The 18,139-nt window shown below is 47.3% G+C and carries 14 protein-coding genes; 10 read left to right on the top strand and 4 right to left on the bottom strand.

Features of this window, described 5'->3' with window-relative positions; all coding sequences use genetic code 11:
• Positions 1–41 precede the first annotated feature (41 nt).
• A complete protein-coding gene (locus ACRD67_RS02555; RefSeq protein ID WP_430965466.1) occupies positions 42–461 on the top strand; it encodes an arsenate reductase ArsC in 420 nt (139 codons plus the stop codon).
• A 5-nt stretch (positions 462–466) separates the two neighbouring features.
• Here the strand turns inward: ACRD67_RS02555 and ACRD67_RS02550 are convergent, their stop codons facing one another.
• The 3 genes from ACRD67_RS02550 to ACRD67_RS02540 all read right to left on the bottom strand — a co-directional run bounded on the left by ACRD67_RS02550 (position 467) and on the right by ACRD67_RS02540 (position 4,086).
• Positions 467–2,275, bottom strand: coding sequence for a GNAT family N-acyltransferase (locus tag ACRD67_RS02550; RefSeq protein ID WP_430965465.1), 1,809 nt, complete (start codon positions 2,273–2,275; stop codon positions 467–469).
• An 81-nt stretch (positions 2,276–2,356) separates the two neighbouring features.
• Positions 2,357–3,610 (bottom strand): aspartate kinase, encoded by a 1,254-nt coding sequence (locus tag ACRD67_RS02545; protein ID WP_430965464.1) that lies wholly within the window; start codon positions 3,608–3,610, stop codon positions 2,357–2,359.
• Entirely contained in the window at positions 3,607–4,086 is a 480-nt protein-coding gene (locus tag ACRD67_RS02540; protein WP_430965463.1) for a GNAT family N-acetyltransferase, read from the bottom strand. Before ACRD67_RS02540 ends, ACRD67_RS02545 begins: the two co-directional genes overlap by 4 nt.
• Before the next feature lie 114 nt (positions 4,087–4,200).
• On the opposite strand from ACRD67_RS02540, the gene fbp reads away from it, so the two are divergent.
• Positions 4,201–5,199 (top strand): class 1 fructose-bisphosphatase, encoded by a 999-nt coding sequence (gene fbp, locus ACRD67_RS02535; RefSeq protein ID WP_430965462.1) that lies wholly within the window; start codon positions 4,201–4,203, stop codon positions 5,197–5,199.
• 247 nt (positions 5,200–5,446) lie between these two features.
• Here fbp and ACRD67_RS02530 read toward each other — a convergent pair whose 3' ends face one another.
• Positions 5,447–5,878, bottom strand: a complete 432-nt coding sequence (locus ACRD67_RS02530; protein WP_430965461.1) for a tellurite resistance TerB family protein — start codon at positions 5,876–5,878, stop codon at positions 5,447–5,449.
• Between the two features lie 97 nt (positions 5,879–5,975).
• On the opposite strand from ACRD67_RS02530, the gene ACRD67_RS02525 reads away from it, so the two are divergent.
• The 8 genes from ACRD67_RS02525 (at position 5,976) to ACRD67_RS02490 (ending at position 18,137) form a co-directional block, all read left to right on the top strand.
• Positions 5,976–6,995, top strand: coding sequence for a ligase-associated DNA damage response exonuclease (locus tag ACRD67_RS02525; RefSeq protein WP_430965460.1), 1,020 nt, complete (start codon positions 5,976–5,978; stop codon positions 6,993–6,995).
• A complete protein-coding gene (locus tag ACRD67_RS02520) occupies positions 6,995–8,653 on the top strand; it encodes an ATP-dependent DNA ligase (RefSeq protein WP_430965459.1) in 1,659 nt (552 codons plus the stop codon). Before ACRD67_RS02525 ends, ACRD67_RS02520 begins: the two co-directional genes overlap by 1 nt.
• The gene (locus ACRD67_RS02515) at positions 8,650–8,979 is read left to right on the top strand and encodes a GIY-YIG nuclease family protein (RefSeq protein WP_430965458.1); all 330 of its coding nucleotides are present in this window, start codon (positions 8,650–8,652) and stop codon (positions 8,977–8,979) included. Before ACRD67_RS02520 ends, ACRD67_RS02515 begins: the two co-directional genes overlap by 4 nt.
• A 47-nt stretch (positions 8,980–9,026) precedes the next feature.
• Positions 9,027–11,492 (top strand): ligase-associated DNA damage response DEXH box helicase, encoded by a 2,466-nt coding sequence (locus ACRD67_RS02510; protein WP_430965457.1) that lies wholly within the window; start codon positions 9,027–9,029, stop codon positions 11,490–11,492.
• Positions 11,493–11,560: 68 nt separating this feature from the next.
• Positions 11,561–12,202 (top strand): ligase-associated DNA damage response endonuclease PdeM, encoded by a 642-nt coding sequence (gene pdeM / locus ACRD67_RS02505; RefSeq protein ID WP_430965456.1) that lies wholly within the window; start codon positions 11,561–11,563, stop codon positions 12,200–12,202.
• A gap of 10 nt (positions 12,203–12,212) precedes the next feature.
• Positions 12,213–13,355: an aminotransferase class V-fold PLP-dependent enzyme gene (locus ACRD67_RS02500; RefSeq protein ID WP_430965455.1), complete on the top strand. Its 1,143-nt coding sequence runs from the start codon at positions 12,213–12,215 to the stop codon at positions 13,353–13,355.
• A gap of 71 nt (positions 13,356–13,426) precedes the next feature.
• Positions 13,427–16,771, top strand: coding sequence for a transcription-repair coupling factor (gene mfd, locus ACRD67_RS02495; protein WP_430965454.1), 3,345 nt, complete (start codon positions 13,427–13,429; stop codon positions 16,769–16,771).
• Between the two features lie 37 nt (positions 16,772–16,808).
• Positions 16,809–18,137, top strand: coding sequence for a TlpA family protein disulfide reductase (locus ACRD67_RS02490; RefSeq protein ID WP_430965453.1), 1,329 nt, complete (start codon positions 16,809–16,811; stop codon positions 18,135–18,137).
• The last annotated feature ends 2 nt before the right edge of the window (positions 18,138–18,139 follow it).

Below are 18,139 nucleotides of genomic sequence, written 5' to 3'. Positions count from 1 at the left end.
CCCTTGGACCCTGGTCAAAGAAATTAAACCCAATTAAAAGAATGAAAAACATTTTAGTCCTGTGTACAGGCAACTCCTGCAGAAGCCAAATGGCCCATGGTTATCTCAATCAACTCCAAAAGGGTTTGGCCCAAATTTACAGTGCAGGTATAGAGACCCATGGTTTAAATCCGGGGGCAGTGGCCATTATGCGGGAAGATGGCATCGATATTTCCGGACATACCTCCAACCATGTGGACGAATACCAGGGCATAAGCTGGGATTTCATCATTACGGTGTGCGATCATGCCAAGGAAAACTGCCCTTTTATTCCATCAAAAGGAGCAGAGCGTATTCACCATAACTTTTTTGACCCCTCCAAGGTAGAGGGAAACGAGGAAACGAAGCACGCCGCCTTTTTAAGGGCAAGGAACGAAATCCGTGATTTTTGTGCGCGTTTTGTCCGTGAAAAACTTTCCTAGCACCGCTAGAGCTTTGTGCCTTCCATAAGTTTGCGTTCCAGCTCGGCCTGGAATTCTTCCATGACAGGCTTGACCGTACTTTCGGGTAAATCCGATATCTTAATATACATGAGTCCGTCTACCGAATTGTTGAAGAGGGGGTCCACGTTAAAGGCGATGACTTTTGCGTTCTGTTTGATGTACTTTTTGATCAACACGGGCAAACGCAGACTTCCCGGTTCTACCTCATCAATAATGCGATCAAATTTGTTCAGATCGGCCTTCGTCTCGTCAAAGACGAATTCCTTGTCTGCATCTTTCAATTTTACTTTGAATTCCTTTTTGGGGTGTATATATTGGGCCACATAAGGGTCCCAATAATGCGATTTCATAAACTCGATCATCAGGGACTTGGAGAAATTGGAAAATTGGTTGCTAATGCTTACCCCACCAATTAAATATTTGTGTTCCGGATGCCGCAAGGTAGTATGTACGATACCCTTCCACAATAGGAACAATGGCATGGGCTTTTGTTGGTATTCCTTTACGATATAGGCCCGGCCCATCTCAATGGATTGCCTCATCATCCCATAAAGTTCGGGCTCTACACGGAACAGGTCCTGAAGGTAAAATCCATCGATTCCATATTTTTCAAAGATATCGGCGCCCATTCCCATACGATAGGCTCCTACAATGTTCTTTTCCTCATCGTCCCAAAGGAACAAATGGTAATAGTAGGAATCAAATTCATCCAAATCAATGGAATTATTGGTGCCTTCGCCTATGGCCCTGAAAGTGACCTCGCGTTGCCTGCCAATTTCCTGCAGAATGAACGGCATATCGGCCTTTTTGGCCAAAAAGACCTCGTAGTTCTTGCTCTGCAACAATCTACAGTCCTTTTCCCGTAATCGTTCAATTTCGCCCTCGATTACCTCGGTACGTACGGCAGAAGCTATTCGCCTGGGAGGTTTGGGTATCTTTAGGGTAGAAGGCACTTTATCGATAAGTCGCTCCTTCTCGTACGCATTGGCAAGAATATATGTTTTCTTCCGCAGCAGATCCGAAAACTCCTCCAGAGTCTTGTTTTCCTGTTGCGCCGTTACGGAAATGGGTTGGCCGATCCTTACCCGGATGAGCCTATTTCTTTGGGAGGTGACTTCTGATGGTAATTTTGCGGTCCTGAAAACATCACTGATCTTTGACAAGCGGTAGAACAGCCTACTGTTCTTTGCATGGAAATATATAGGCACTACCGGTACTTCGGCACGTTGTATGAGCTTTAGGGCGGCCTCTTCCCAAGGTCGGTCCACAATCAGTTTCCCGTCCCGATAGGTAGAAACTTCCCCGGCCGGGAAAATACCCAAGGGGTGGCCTTCCCTTAAATGCATAAGAGCGCTTTTAAAGCCCGATACACTGCTTTTGGCATCCTTGTGGTTTTCAAAGGGGTTCACGGGCAATATGTATCCGGCCAGCGGTTCCACCCGATGCAACAAAAAGTTCGCAATAATCTTAAAATCGGGTCGGTGCTGCAACAGTAGTTTTAACAGCAATACACCGTCAATCCCCCCCAAGGGGTGATTGGAAATGGTGATATAGGGGCCTTCTTTGGGCAAACGCTTAAAGTCCTCTTCAGGGATTTCGAACTCTATTTCGTAATACGCCACCACGGCATCCAAAAACGCCACGCCCTCCAGGTGTTTATGCTTGTTGTAAAAACGATTGATCGAAGCAATTTTGGTGACCTTCAACAGAATCCATCCGACGGAAGTCCCCAAAAAACCGTATTTGTGCAGATTAATTGCCTTGGCTACCTCCTTTGCGGTCACTAAACCCATGCATCCAGAAATTAGATAACGGTAAATATAACAAAATAGCCAATGGCATCCCCCTTTTAACATTCAGGGATGCCGGAATTGTCAAGTTTTCACCACCAACTGAACCGTTTCCTTTCCACGCTGCTCCAACAGTACTTCCCTCCCGTTTTGCAATGAAGCTATGGCCTCGGCATTAAAGTGCCGTATGGTGTACAGGGAAACATTATCGTGATGTACCACTTTGAACTTGCGCTGTAGTTCATTGAGCAGTTCCGGCAGCTTACCAAACCTATTGTCCACACAAACAGAAAAACTGATAGCGGAATTTTGAATAAGATCCACCTTCATCCTATAATCGTGGAAAAGTTTAAAGATCTCACTGATGCTATGCTCCACGATGAAAGAAAAATCCAGGGAGGACAGCTTCATGAGCACCTGGTTTTTTTTCACGATAAAACAGGGGATTTCCGGTTCCAGGCCTATTCCCTTCCCTACCGTTGTCCCAGCGTCCTTGGGGCGCACAAAAGACTTTACGTGCAAGGGAATTTCCTTACGCTGTAAGGGTTGCAAGGTTTTGGGGTGTATTACGGAAGCCCCGTAAAATGCAAGTTCTATAGCCTCTCGATACGATATTTTATGCAGGAGGGTGGCTTCCTTAAAGTACCTGGGGTCGGCATTCAATACCCCTGGAACATCTTTCCATATGGTAACGGACCGGGCGTTTAGGCAATAGGCCAAAATGGCTGCGGTATAGTCCGAGCCTTCCCTTCCTAGGGTTGTGGTAAAGTTATTGTCATCACTCCCCAAAAAACCTTGGGTAATATATAGGTTGTCCTTGTCCACATCCCGGGAAACGATTTGCTGCGTTTTTTCCCAGTTTACCCGTGCATCCCTATAGCTGTTATCTGTTTTGATAAGACTTCGCACATCCAACCAGGTGCTTTTTATTCCCGCCTCATTGAGATAGGCATTTAAAATGGTCGTAGAGACCAATTCCCCATAGCCTACCACCTGGTCATAAACAAAACTGTAGTTGGGCGATTTGTTCCATGCAAGGAAACCCTGTACTTCTTCGAAAAGCAATTTTACCTGATCAAAAACAGGATGCTTGGGGTTAGTGAACAAGGCCCCCGTTATTTCCTTATGAAAGGAAACGACTTCGTGCAAGGCCAGGGCCAGGGAAGCCTTATCCGTAAAATACGAATCGACCACTTTTTCCATGGCATTGGTGGTCTTGCCCATGGCAGACACTACCAACAAAGTATGCTCATGGCCTACTTCCTCGAGTACCGCCACCAGGTTCCTTACCCCCTCTGCATCCTTGACCGATGCTCCACCAAATTTGAAAATCCTCATAAATTTCCTATAAAGTTTTGTATTCCCTGTTCATCCAATTGCACTACATCCCAGTCTCGCATTACTTTGGCACCCTTGCCCTCGTAAAAGGCAATGGCCGGTTCATTCCAATCCAACACTTCCCAACTAATCCGTTTTACCCCTAGGCGGTGTCCGTACTTGACCACCTCGGTCAGTAGGGCGCTCCCCAAACCACTTCCCCGCATAGATTCGGTAACGATGAGGTCCTCCAAATGGATTACAGGGCCCTTCCAGGTAGAATAGCGTGGATAAACCAGGGCCATCCCTACCAAGGTGCCGTTAGATTCCGCTACAAAGCACTGAAAAAGCTTGTTCTCTTCAAAACCATCGGCCACTAGATCGGCAACGGTCACCTCTACGGCTTCGCTTTCCTTTTCAAAGATGGCGAGTTCCCTGACCAGTCCCAAAACCTGGGCCATATCTCCAGCTTTAGCTTCCCGAATGATGTAATCCATAACTGTTACAAATAAAACACAAAGTTATAAATATAAAAAACTATTCCCTGGCGAAAACGTTATAGTTTCACAAAATACACGATATTTGTTCACAAATAAAACACTATTCCATTCATGCAGAAAGCGAACCGTACACTGGGGGAATTTATTATTGAAAACCAGGCCTCCTTTCAGTATTCCTCCGGAGAACTCTCCAAGCTTATACACGCGATCCGTTTGGCCGCAAAAGTGGTCAATCACGAAGTAAACAAGGCCGGGCTCGTCGATATTTTAGGCGCCGTAGGCGACACCAATGTCCAAGGGGAAGACCAGCAAAAACTGGACGTCTTGGCCAACGAGAAATTTATACAGACCCTGAAGAACCGGGAAATTGTGTGTGGAATTGCGTCCGAAGAGGAGGACAATTTCATCAGCGTCAATAGTCATGACGAGCAGCATCTCAACAAATATGTGGTCCTAATCGATCCGCTCGATGGTTCCTCCAATATCGATGTCAACGTATCGGTGGGGACTATTTTTTCCATCTATAGAAGGATTACCCCGGTAGGCACCCCAGTGACCCTGGCCGATTTTCTGCAGGCCGGTAAAAATCAGGTGGCCGCGGGTTATGTTGTTTATGGTACCTCTACCATGTTGGTCTATACCACGGGCGACGGTGTAAACGGATTTACGCTAAATCCGGCCATCGGTACCTTCTACCTCTCGCATCCAAATATGCAGTTCCCGGAAACAGGGAAAATCTATTCCGTTAACGAGGGCAACTATATCCACTTTCCCCAGGGCGTTAAGGACTATATCAAATACTGTCAGAAGGAAGAGGGCGATCGCCCCTATACCTCGCGGTATATTGGTTCATTGGTTTCCGATTTTCATCGGAATATGATCAAAGGGGGAATTTATATGTACCCCAAGAGCAGTACAGCCGCCAAGGGAAAATTGCGCTTGCTTTACGAGTGCAATCCCATGGCTTTTATTGCAGAGCAGGCCAACGGAAAGGCCAGTGATGGCTATCAGCGCATCCTGGATATTGAGCCCACGGAACTTCATCAGCGCGTACCCTTCTTTTGCGGAAGCAAAAAGATGGTGGAAAAAGCGGAAGAGTTTATGAAATAGCGATTAAGGGAAGGAAACTATAAGAATCAAGGTTTCTGGAAAGCATTTTACAATTACCTAAAGTAAAGTTGGGCTCTTTTGAGGTCTTGATTTTCAAATAGTTGCGCTACACTCCCTACTAACGGACCATCCTTCTAAGCACGCTACATCCATCCACATAAAATTATGAACCTAGGTCTATGAAATATGCGGTAACGACTATTTCCTATTCGCTTATCCCCTAAGACCTACAGAGGGAACGCCTGAATCAGCGATTCATCTTTTTGATCTCATCGATGAAATTATCCCGGTCTACCCCGGCGTGGACCAACTTAAGGGCCTTATCCACCACGTAGCCCACATTTCCCGTGGAAAACCCAAGGCCAATCCCCAAGCGTTCCAACAGAGCGGTCTGTTTTTCTCCCAGGTTATGATCGGCATAGACCATTCGCGCCAAATCGTATAGGCGCTCCAAACGAACGTCATAGCTCGTCGGTGGGTTGATCTCGTGCGATTTGTAATCCTTTAAAATTTTCTTGTAGTCGGCCTCCGAAATATGGAGTTTGGCGGCTAGTCTATGTAAAAAAGCCCGTTCTTCCTCTGTGATTATCCCATCGCTCATGGCTACCCGAACAATGGCTGCAAAATGGGACTGATTGCGCTTTCTGAACCCGCTATCAAACAAATCTAAAATAGACATACAATGTGAAATTTATGGCAAATATAAATCTTTAAACCGCATCATTTTAATTTGTGGAAACTTTATTTTAGGGCAAAATTTGTACCTTCACAGGGCTATGGGAAAACCCCTTCTTGAATTTACGGAAAGTGGTATTTATTGTAGTGCGGCCGGGGTGTTTCTCGACCCGTGGAAGCCGGTTGACAAAGCCATTATCTCGCATGGACATGCCGACCACAGTCGCTGGGGCCACAAAAAATATATTACCCACCACCGAAACGTGCCCATAGTGAAACACCGCCTGGGTGACATCGTCATTTCCGGTAGGGAATGGGGTGAATCCTTTACAGTGAACGGCGTGGAATTTAGTTTGCATCCGGCCGGTCATATCATTGGTTCATCCCAAATACGGGTAGCCTACAAAGGAGAGGTTTGGGTGTTCACCGGGGATTACAAGACAGAGGATGACGGCCTCGCCACCCCATACGAACCCGTGCGCTGCCATACTTTTATTTCCGAATGTACCTTTGGCTTGCCCGCCTTTAAGTGGGTCCCGCAGAAAGACGTTTTTAGCGAGATCAACAGTTGGTGGGCCACGAACAGGGCCTTGGGCAAAACCTCTGTGCTTTTTGGATATTCCTTGGGCAAGGCACAGCGTTTATTGAAACATTTGGACCCCGGCATAGGAAAAATATATACCCATGGCGCCATAGAGAACATGACCGAGGTACTTAGACACTTGGAACACTTCCCCGCAACAACCCGCATTACTGAGGAGACCAAGAAGGAAGCACTTTTGGGCCATATGGTTTTGGCACCGCCCAGCGCCCATGGGAGTCCATGGATGCGAAAAATGGCCCCTTATGAGACCGCCTCGGCCAGCGGTTGGATGGCCTTTCGGGGCGCTCGAAGAAGACGGGCCATGGACAAAGGTTTTGTACTAAGCGACCATTGTGATTGGGACGGCCTTTTGAAAAGCGTGGAAGCCACCGGTGCCACCAAAATAATCTGCACCCATGGCTATACCGATATTTTTTCCCGTTTTCTAAGGGAGAAGGGCTACGATGCCAGAACGGAAAGCACACAGTATGAAGGGGAAACCGGTGAAGTAGATCCTGAAACCCAAAAAGTTAGGTAATGAAACGTTTTGCCCAACTGATCAAAATATTGGACAGCACCAATAAGACCAACACCAAGGTAGATGCTTTGTCCGCCTACTTCCAAGCTGCGGACGACCGGGATAAGGTGTGGACGATTGCCATACTTTCGCATAGGCGGCCGCCCCGGCCCGTCAACACCACCTTGCTGCGCAGCTGGGCGTCCGAACATGCCAATATTCCACTTTGGTTGTTTGAGGAAAGTTATCACATCGTAGGGGATCTGGCAGAGACCATTGCCCTGGTCCTTCCCTCCCCACGGTCCAGAACGGAAAAAACACTCACCCAGTTTCTGGAGGAAATGATCAGCCTCAAAACCAAACCGGAAGAAGAAAAAAGAAGCTACCTCATTGAAAACTGGAAAGATCTGGACTACTATGAACGTTTTGTCTTTACCAAATTGATCACAGGTGGGTTCCGAATTGGGATTAGCCAAAAATTGATGACCCGAGCCCTGGCCAAGGCGACCCAAATGGACGAGGATGTGCTTGCCTATAAGCTCATGGGCAATTGGGATCCCGGCAGTATCTCCTTTACCGATCTGGTGCTAAAGGAAAACGAAAGCGATTATCTTTCCAAGCCCTACCCATTTTACTTGGCCTATGCCATGGAAGGCAAGGTCGAAGATTTGGGCAATGTGACCCAATGGTCCGCCGAGCACAAATGGGACGGTATTCGGGCACAACTGATCCTAAGGAATAGCGAAATCTTCGTTTGGAGCAGGGGCGAGGAATTGGTGACCGATAAATATCCGGAGTTTCAGGAGTTTGTGGGCCGTATTCCGAACGGTACCGTTTTGGACGGGGAGATTCTTCCTTATCCTAATGGGGGCATTGGTTCCTTTAATGAATTACAGACCCGAATTGGCCGAAAGACAATCTCCAAGGCCTTGCTGGCAAAAACGCCTGTAATCTTAAAAGTCTATGATCTGTTGGAATGGGAGGGGAAGGATATTAGGGGCAAAAGCTTTTTGGAAAGAAGAACGCTTTTGGAGACGCTTTGTAAAAACCTAACAGTGGAAAAGGACCCGTTACACCAACCCTTGACCCACCTACAGCTTTCCCAAACCATGCGTTTCAACTCTTGGGAAGCTGTGGCCAGGGAACGTGAACAGGCACGAGAAGCTAAAAGCGAAGGCCTTATGCTAAAGCATTGGGATTCTCCCTATCGGGTAGGCCGCAAAAAAGGGGACTGGTGGAAATGGAAGGTAGATCCCCTTACCATCGATGCCGTGCTCACCTACGCCATGCGCGGCCATGGCAGGCGAAGCAATCTTTTCACGGACTACACCTTTGCCCTTTGGTCGGAAACCGAAACTGGGGAACGGGAATTGGTCACTTTTGCCAAAGCATATTCCGGGCTTACGGATGCTGAATTTAGGCAGGTGGATGCCTGGATCAAAAAGAACACCCTGGAACGCTTTGGCCCCGTCCGTAGTGTGGTCCCCCAGCATGTATTTGAAATTGCCTTTGAAGGCATTGCGCTTTCCAAAAGGCACAAAAGCGGTGTTGCTACCCGTTTTCCACGGATCCTTAGATGGCGGCAGGACAAGAAGATCGCGGATGCCAATTCTTTGGAGGATTTAAGGGCATTGATTCCGAGCGAAGTGAAGGAATCCGCCAACAACAAAAACCGATGAAAAAAGGATATACCTACATCCTGGCCAACAAAAATAAAACCGTATTGTATGTGGGTGCTACGAACGATATTCAAAAGCGCATCAATGAACACAAAAACAAAATCCATAAAAATTCCTTTACCGCACGCTATAATTGTGATGTATTGGTCTATTTTGAGGAATACGATAGAATAAAGGATGCATTTATTCGTGAGAAACAGCTAAAAGCGGGAAATAGAAAGAAAAAAGAAGACCTGATCAATTCCATGAATCCGGAGTGGTCAGACCTATCGATTAATTGGATAGATAAAAATTTTAACTTAAGAAAAAAAAGAAAAATTCCCTAGGAAGCCGAAAAGCATTATGGCAGTTTGCTTCGCTTCGCTCGCAAATTATGAACAACGACCAACTATACCAATTGGCAAAAAACTGGTTTCATGCACAGGACTGGAAGCCCTTTGCTTTCCAAAAACAAAGCTGGAAGGCTTTTTTACAGGGCAAGAACGGCCTGCTGAATGCCCCAACGGGAAGCGGCAAGACCTATGCGCTCTGGTTTCCCATAATGTTGAACTATCTGAAACAAAACCCCAAGTACAAAACCACGCATAAAAAAGGGTTAAAGGCCGTTTGGATTACGCCCTTACGCGCACTTTCGCACGAAATAAAACAATCTGCCGAACGCGTGAACGAAGATTTGGGAACAGGATTGACGGTAGGCATCCGTAGCGGGGACACTTCCACCAAAGAACGGGCCCAGCAGAAAAAAAACATGCCAGACCTGCTCATCACCACCCCGGAAAGCCTGCAACTGCTGCTCTCCTCAAAAGGGTACGACAAAACCTTTAAAAACTGTTCAGCCATCGTCGTTGACGAGTGGCACGAACTTTTGGGTACCAAACGCGGCGTACAGATGGAGCTGGGCCTTTCACGCCTTAAAACCATCGCAAAGGATTTAAGGATTTGGGGCATCTCCGCTACCATCGGTAATCTGGACCAAGCCAGGGAAGTGCTTCTGGGCCCTACAAGCAAGGCACTTCAAAATTCGGTGCTGATCAAGGCCAATCTCAACAAGAAGATCAAGGTAAAAAGTATCATTCCCAAGGAAATGGAAACCTTTCCTTGGCGAGGCCATCTCGGCATCCGCCTATTGGAAGACGTTATTCCTATCATCAACAAAAGCAAGACCACCCTGCTGTTTACCAATACCCGGAGCCAATGTGAAATCTGGTTCCAGAAAATACTGGAAAAACACCCCGAATACGCAGGGGAAATTGCCATGCACCATGGGAGCATCAACAAGGAAACCCGCATCTGGGTGGAACAGGCCATACGACGCGAAAATCTTAAAGCGGTGGTCTGCACCTCTAGCTTGGATCTGGGGGTAGACTTTGCCCCTGTGGAGACCGTGGTGCAGATCGGGGGACCCAAAGGAGTGGCACGCTTTCTGCAAAGGGCGGGTCGCAGTGGACATCGTCCCGGAAAAGAAAGTGTCATTTATTTTTTGCCCACCCATGCCATAGAGTTGGTAGAGGCCTCTGCCCTGCAGCAGGCCGTGAAGCTCAAGGCCGTAGAGGACAGAATTCCCTACCTCAACAGTTTTGACGTCTTGATACAATATCTGGTTACGCTGGCCATCTCGGACGGTTTCTATCCCGATCAAATCTTTAAGGAAGTAACAGATACCTTCTGTTTTCAGGCCCTTTCCAAGGCACAATGGACTTGGTTGTTAAACTTTATCGTATTGGGCAGTCAGAGCCTCCAAAGTTATGATGAATACAAAAAGGTAGAGGTAGAGTCAGACGGCAGGTTTGTGGTACACCACCGGGGCATCGCCATGCGCCACCGTTTCCAGATCGGCACTATCGTGGGCGATGCCAACCTGTCCGTAAGATATCAGCGTGGTGGTTATATCGGTACCATCGAAGAGTCCTTCATCTCCAAGTTGACCCCTGGGGACGTATTTACCTTTGCCGGCAGGAACCTGGAATTTATTAGAATCAGGGACATGCAGGTCCATGTTCGCAATTCCACAAAAAAGACGCGGAAAGTGCCCAGCTGGATGGGCGGACGTTTGACCCTCTCGGCCCAGATGTCCCGCTTGTTGAGAAACGAGCTGTACTCGGTCTATAAGGACCCCGCCCAGCAGTCGTCAGAAATAAAGGCGCTACATCCCCTTTTTGAGCAGCAAGGCCTGGAAAGTGCAGTGCCCAAACCTGATGAATTTCTCATAGAGACCTTTAAGACCCGGGACGGATACCACCATATTTTTTATCCCTTTGAGGGCCGCTTTGTTCATGAGGCCATGGGCAGCCTACTTGCCTATAGAATTAGCTTGCTTTTGCCAGTGACCTTCTCCCTGGCCTTTAACGATTATGGTTTTGAACTACTGTCCGATCAGGAGGTAGATATGCAGCAGGTTTTGGACAATGATCTGTTCAGCACCGCCTACCTTTTGGAAGACCTTCAAAAAAGCCTGAACTCCACGGAAATGGCCCGTAGGAAGTTTCGCGACATCGCCGTCATTAGCGGCCTGGTCTTTACGGGCTATCCCGACAAAGGCATCAAAATGAAACACTTACAGAGCAGTTCGCAATTGCTCTTTGATGTCTTTCGGGAATACGAATCCGATAACCTCCTCTTTCAACAAGCATTTACAGAAACCTTTGAACATCAATTGGAGGAGGGACGTCTGCGGTTGGCCCTGGAGCGAATCGCGCGTCAGGAAATCCTTTGGAAGGCCTGTAATAATCCTACCCCCTTCTCCTTTCCCATCATTACTGACCGGCTACGCGAAAAACTCTCCAGCGAAAAACTGGCAGATCGCATAAAACGGATGTCGGCCAAATTGATGCGGAAATAAATTTTACTGCTTGCAATGCGGCTTCCTTCCCTCTTGTTTAGGGAACAACTTTTAGTACTTTTGAGGGTATGTGTACCCAAAACATTCAAATACAGGATCAATCTTTTGTCCTGCACCCTATGGGTGTCTTGTTCTGGGAGCAACAATCCTTGTTGCTCATCAGTGATGTGCATCTGGGTAAAATTTCCCATTTTCGAAAGTATGGGGCAGCCGTACCCCAAGTGGCATTGCTTAAAAACTATACGGCCCTGGATGCTGCGGTCGCTTTTTTTAACCCCAAGACTATTTGTTTTATGGGCGACCTGTTCCATTCTGCCATGAACAGTGAATGGAAATTGTTCCAGGAGTGGACGGCCCAGGTACGGGGGAAGATTATCCTGGTAAGCGGTAACCACGATATCATTTCCCCATTGAAATATGAGGAAATGGGCATTGAAGTAGTGGACCAACTGATATTGAACGGGTTTCTGTTGACACATCATCCCCAGGACGGAGGGGATCTTTTCAACATTTCGGGCCATATCCATCCTGCGGTGCGCCTTCGGGGAAGCGGTCGACAATCCGTAAAACTTCCATGCTTTTTTCGAAGTCCGCAACAGCTTATTCTTCCCGCCTTTGGCGAATTCACCGGAAATCACGTGCTAAAACCCAATAAAAGGGATACCGTGTACGCCATTACGGAAAATGAGGTTATTTTAGTGGCCAATTAATGCCAAAAACATGCTCACCGATCAAAAACAACTGTTCTCCCTGCCAGAGGAAATCACCTATTTAAATGGAGCGTACATGGCACCCCAACTCAAAGCCTCCGAGGCCATCGGAATTGAAAACCTAAGGCGGAAAAATCATCCCTACGCCATCACGTCCGAGGATTTCTTTTCGGAGCAAACAGTGCTTAAAAAACGTTTTGCCGAACTCGTCCAAATATCGGACTACCGCAATGTGGCCCTTATCCCGTCGGTTTCCTATGGCATCGCCAATGTAGCCAACAATGTGACCCTTGCCCAGGGCGAGGAAATCGTATTGGTGGATGAGCAGTTTCCCAGCAATGTGTACGTCTGGAAACAACTCGCCAAGAAAAAGGGCGCTTCCCTGAAGATTGTGGCTCCCCCCCAGGATTTTACGGCTAGGGGCGAACAATGGAACAAAAATATCTTAAAAGCCATAACCAGTAAAACGGCGGTGGTGGCCATGCCCCATGTGCACTGGGCAGACGGTACACTTTTTAATTTGAAAGCGGTACGGGAGAAAACCAGGGAGGTAGGTTCCCTATTGATCATAGATGGTACCCAAAGTGTGGGCGCCCTGCCTTTTTCCGTTGCCGAACTGCAGCCCGATGCCCTGATCTGTGCAGGATACAAGTGGTTGTTGGGCGGATACTCCCTGGGGGTCGCTTACTACGGTGATGTCTTTAACCATGGCGACCCTATTGAACACAGTTGGATGAACCGCTTGCACAGTGAAAATTTCTCGGCCCTTACCCAATACGAGGATGAATTTTTACCAAAAGCGGGCAGATATTCCATGGGAGAGGCCAGCAGTTTCATTTTGGTGCCCATGCTTATCAAGGCGTTGGAACAATTGTTGGAATGGCAACCCAAAAACATCCAGAACTACTGCGGGACCATCTCCATGGACACCGTGGAAGCCCTACGCAGCAAGGACTGTTTCGTGGAGAATGATGCCTTTAGGGCCAAACATCTGTTCGGAATTTATCTCCCCAAAGCCATGTCCCTGGAAACGATAAAGCAAGGCTTAGTGGATCAAAAAATCTATGTCTCCTACCGGGGGAACGCTATTCGGGTGTCCTGTAATGTCTATAATACCGAAGCGGATCTTAAGAAACTGTTATCCTGTTTTTAAACTTAGGCTACGTGGCCGTTTTGCTTTTCATAAGAAGGATAGAGTGCCTATATTTGCACAAATTTTAACGGTTGACGCATTCTCAGATCCCACAACTGTTCTCACGGTCTCTGCCAGTGCAGAAACTGCGGAATGCTATTGCCGAGTCGCAAGATAACATCGAAATAAATGGCCTTACGGGCTCCGCACTTTCCTTTGTCCTAGCAGAGATGTTTAAAAGTGGTGAACGGCCGTTCCTGTTAATCTTGAACGACAAGGAAGAAGCGGCTTACCACCTTAATGACCTGGAGCAGCTTGTCGAGGAAAAACAGGTCCTTTTCTACCCCGGAAGTTACCGTAGGCCCTATCAGATAGAGGAAACGGACAATGCCAATGTGCTACTGCGGGCCGAAGTGCTGAACCGGATCAATTCCAAGAAAAAACCAGCGCTTATCGTCACCTATCCCGACGCCCTTTTCGAAAAAGTGGTCACCAGAAAGGAACTTAACAAGAATACCCTAAAGATAAAGTTGGGCGATAGCCTAAGTCTCGATTTTTTGAACGAGGTCTTGTTCGAATATCAATTTAAGCGCGTGGATTTTGTTACCGAACCCGGGGAATTTTCTGTACGGGGAGGTATCGTGGATGTCTTCTCCTTCTCCCATGATGAACCGTACAGGATAGAATTTTTCGGGGACGAGGTAGATAGCATACGTACCTTTGATGTAGAGACGCAACTATCTACGGAAACGGTCAAGAAAATTACCATTATTCCAAACGTAGAAAACAAATTTTTGAACGAGAACCGGGAGAGTTTTCTGCGATACATTTCGCCCAAGACCGTGGTATTTATCAAAAACAGGGACATGCTCTTTGGAAGAATCGATGCTTTTTTCGAGAAGGCCAAGAATACCTTTGCCCAACTCTCACCAGACATAAAACACGCCGCGCCGGAAGAGCTGTTTACGAGTTCTGGCCTGCTTAAAAAGCAGCTGCCCGATTTTATGCAGGTAACCCAGGGCCAACGCGGTACCGACATCAGCTTTAGTACCCGCCCCCAGCCCTCCTTTAACAAGAAATTTGACCTCCTGATCCAAGACCTGGATCAGAACCATAAGCGCGGGTATACCAATTACCTCTTTTGTGCCTCCGAACAACAGGCCAAACGGTTCCACGATATTTTCGACGAGGTAGAAGCGGAGGTGCATTACCAAACCGTAGTTTTTCCACTCTACCAAGGGTTTATTGCCGATGACCTACAAATAGTTTGTTATACGGACCACCAGATTTTTGAGCGCTACCACAAGTTTCATCTCAAGAACGGCTATGCTAAAAAACAGGCCATTACCCTTAAGGAACTCAACAAGTTGGAAATTGGGGATTACGTTACCCATATCGATCACGGTATCGGCAAGTTTGGTGGCCTTCAAAAAATAGATGTGGAGGGCAAACAGCAAGAGGCGATCAAGCTCATGTACGGGGAACGCGATATTCTTTACGTGAGCATCCATTCCCTACATAAGATTTCCAAGTTTAACGGCAAGGATGGGGCGGTACCCAAAATCTATAAGCTAGGGTCCGGTGCTTGGAAAAAATTAAAGCAAAAGACCAAGGCAAGGGTCAAAAAAATAGCCTTCGACCTCATCAAGGTCTACGCCAAGCGCAGAATGGAACAAGGCTTCGCCTACGATCCCGACAGCTACCTGCAACACGAATTGGAAGCCTCCTTCATCTATGAGGATACCCCCGATCAGACCAAAGCCACGGAAGACATCAAGAAGGATATGGAGAGCAAACGACCCATGGATCGGCTAATCTGCGGGGATGTGGGCTTTGGAAAGACAGAAGTGGCCATCCGGGCGGCCTTCAAGGCCGTGGACAATGGCAAACAGGTGGCCATTCTGGTACCTACCACCATCCTGGCCTTTCAGCACCAAAGGACCTTTTCGGAGCGCTTACGGGAAATGCCGGTGACCGTGGATTATATCAATCGGTTCAGAACGGCCAAGGAAAAAAGGGAGACCCTGGAAAGACTGGCAGCCGGAAAGGTAGATATCATTATTGGCACCCATCAGTTGGTGAACAAAAATGTAAAGTTCAAGGACCTGGGCCTATTAATTGTGGATGAGGAGCAAAAGTTTGGGGTTTCGGTCAAGGACAAGCTTAAAGCGATCAAAGAGAATGTGGATGTGCTTACCCTCACGGCCACTCCTATACCCCGTACCTTACAGTTTAGTCTTATGGCTGCGCGAGACCTATCCGTGATCAACACCCCGCCGCCCAATAGGTATCCTATAGAAAGTCAGGTTACCCGTTTTAACGAGGAAACCATAAGGGATGCCATTACTTACGAAATTCAACGGGGCGGACAAGTGTTCTTTATCCACAACCGGATAGAAAACATAAAGGAGGTAGCCGGAATGATACAGCGCTTGGTCCCAGACGCAAAATTAGGCATCGGCCACGGACAGATGGAAGGCAAAAAACTGGAACATTTAATGCTTGCCTTTATGAACGGGGAATTTGATGTACTGGTATCCACTACCATCGTGGAAAGTGGACTGGACGTTACCAACGCCAATACCATTTTTATCAACAATGCCCACAATTTTGGTCTTAGCGACCTGCATCAAATGCGCGGACGCGTGGGCCGGAGCAATAAAAAGGCCTTCTGTTATTTCATTACCCCCCCTTACGACATGATGACTACGGACGCCAGAAAAAGAATACAGGCCTTGGAGCAGTTCACTGAATTGGGAAGCGGTTTTAATATTGCGATGAAGGACTTGGAAATCCGTGGCGCCGGTGACCTGCTGGGCGGCGAACAAAGTGGATTTATCAATGAAATTGGCTTTGATGCCTATCAAAAAATTCTATCCGAAGCCATAGAGGAGCTCAAAGAAGATGAATTCAAGGAATTGTACGACACCATAGAGGGTACGGATAGGACGTTTGTGAAGGACACACAGATCGATTCCGATTTTGAATTGCTTTTCCCGGATGACTACATCAACAATATCACGGAGCGTCTCAATTTGTATACCCAACTGAACGGGGTAAAGGACGAGGAAGGGTTGCAAAAATTCGAAACCCAATTGGTAGATCGCTTTGGCGAGTTGCCAGAGCCGGCCATTGATCTTTTGAATTCGGTTCGCATCAAATGGATCGCCAATGGCATCGGTTTGGAAAAAATCGTGATGAAAAAAGGAAAGCTTATCGGATATTTTATCTCGGACCAGCAGTCGGATTTTTATCAAAGTGATACCTTTACCAAGGTATTGCACTTTGTTCAGGCCCATACGGACCGTTGTAAGATAAAGGAAAAACAGACGCGGAACGGACTGCGATTATTGCTTGTTTTTGAACAGGTACGGTCGGTTACCAAAGCTTTGGAGGTACTGGCACCCCTTGCCCATAAAAGGGAAGCCGTTCTTTAGGCCCGTTTGGAGTAGTTTTTGAGTTAGTAAATAGTGTATGAAATACAAACAGCACCTCTGGTCATTGTTCTTTTTTTATATGGTATGTAGCCTACAGGCACAACATACCATTTCGGGCAGCTTTTCCCCGGCCGGGGACTACTCGTGGCTTATCGCCTATCGGCTGGATCCCAATGCCGAGACCTATGTGGCCGATACGGCCATAAAGGAAGGCAAGTTCAACTTGCAGTTACCCCAAAATGCCAAGACCGGTCTCTACCGTATCGTGTATGCCCTTCCACAGGATCAATTCTATTTTGATGTCATTTACAACGGTGAGAAATCCGTAACCTTGGAATTCAACCCCCAAACGGGTGTCTCATTTAAAGAATCCGGGGAAAACCAGCTCTTCTATGGTTATAGGCGTTCCATAAACACAGTAGAAAGAGCTATCGTGGACTTTTACTCCAACCAAAAAACGGACAAGAACGAATTCTTGGGGCTGACTGCTAAATTAAAGGGCGTTCAGGACAAGTATGAAGAAAAATCCAAGGGGCTGATATGCCAGAGCTACATCAAGGCGAGCAGACCTTATATTCCCACCACCTATGAAACGGCCCAGGTCTATGTGGCCAACAAGAAACAGGCGTATTTTGAGGCGGTGGACTTCAATGATCCTTTTTTACAGGCCTCCAATTTTTTGCGGGACAAGGTGGTGAACTATGTGTTGACCGCACTGCCCTTAACACCTATGACACCCGAAGTAAGGGAAGGAGAAATGCAGAAGAACATCCGTGTGGTGCACAAGTTGCTGCAGGAGGTAGATACAACCTTTAAAATGCGCTTGTACGATGCGCTTTGGACCCAGCTGGTGGCCAGTAATAATAATGCCGCATCGGACTTTTTATATACCCAATATTTAAAGCCCTTGGCAATGGCTAACGGAGCTACCGAAATTGTAGAGAAAGTGGCCATGCACAATAGGCTGCGCCTAGGAGCCGTGGCCCCTGAAATACGCTGGAAATCGGGAACAGCGGAGAAACATCTGCGCACCCTGGAGGATTCTGATTGCTATATATTGGTCTTTTGGAGCAGTACCTGTTCCCACTGTCTTGCAGAGTTACCTGTATTACACGAACGGTTAAGGGAAAATACAGCAGTAAAGGTCGTAGCCATAGGTTTGGAAGATGACAGGGCGAGTTGGGATCGGGAATCGGCCAAATTATCCAATTTTGAACACGTACTTTCTTTGGGCAAATGGGAAAGTGAGCTTGCCAAGCGTTACCATATAGAAAGAACACCCACATACTTTGTGCTGGACAAGGACAAACGGATCATTGCCAAGCCCCAGGCGTATGAGGAACTTATTTCCTTTCTATCCAAATAAGC

Origin of the sequence: Eudoraea algarum (assembly GCF_050589645.1) — a bacterium.
Lineage (GTDB): Bacteria > Bacteroidota > Bacteroidia > Flavobacteriales > Flavobacteriaceae > JBNGOQ01.
This window is presented reverse-complemented; position numbering and strand designations above follow the sequence as displayed.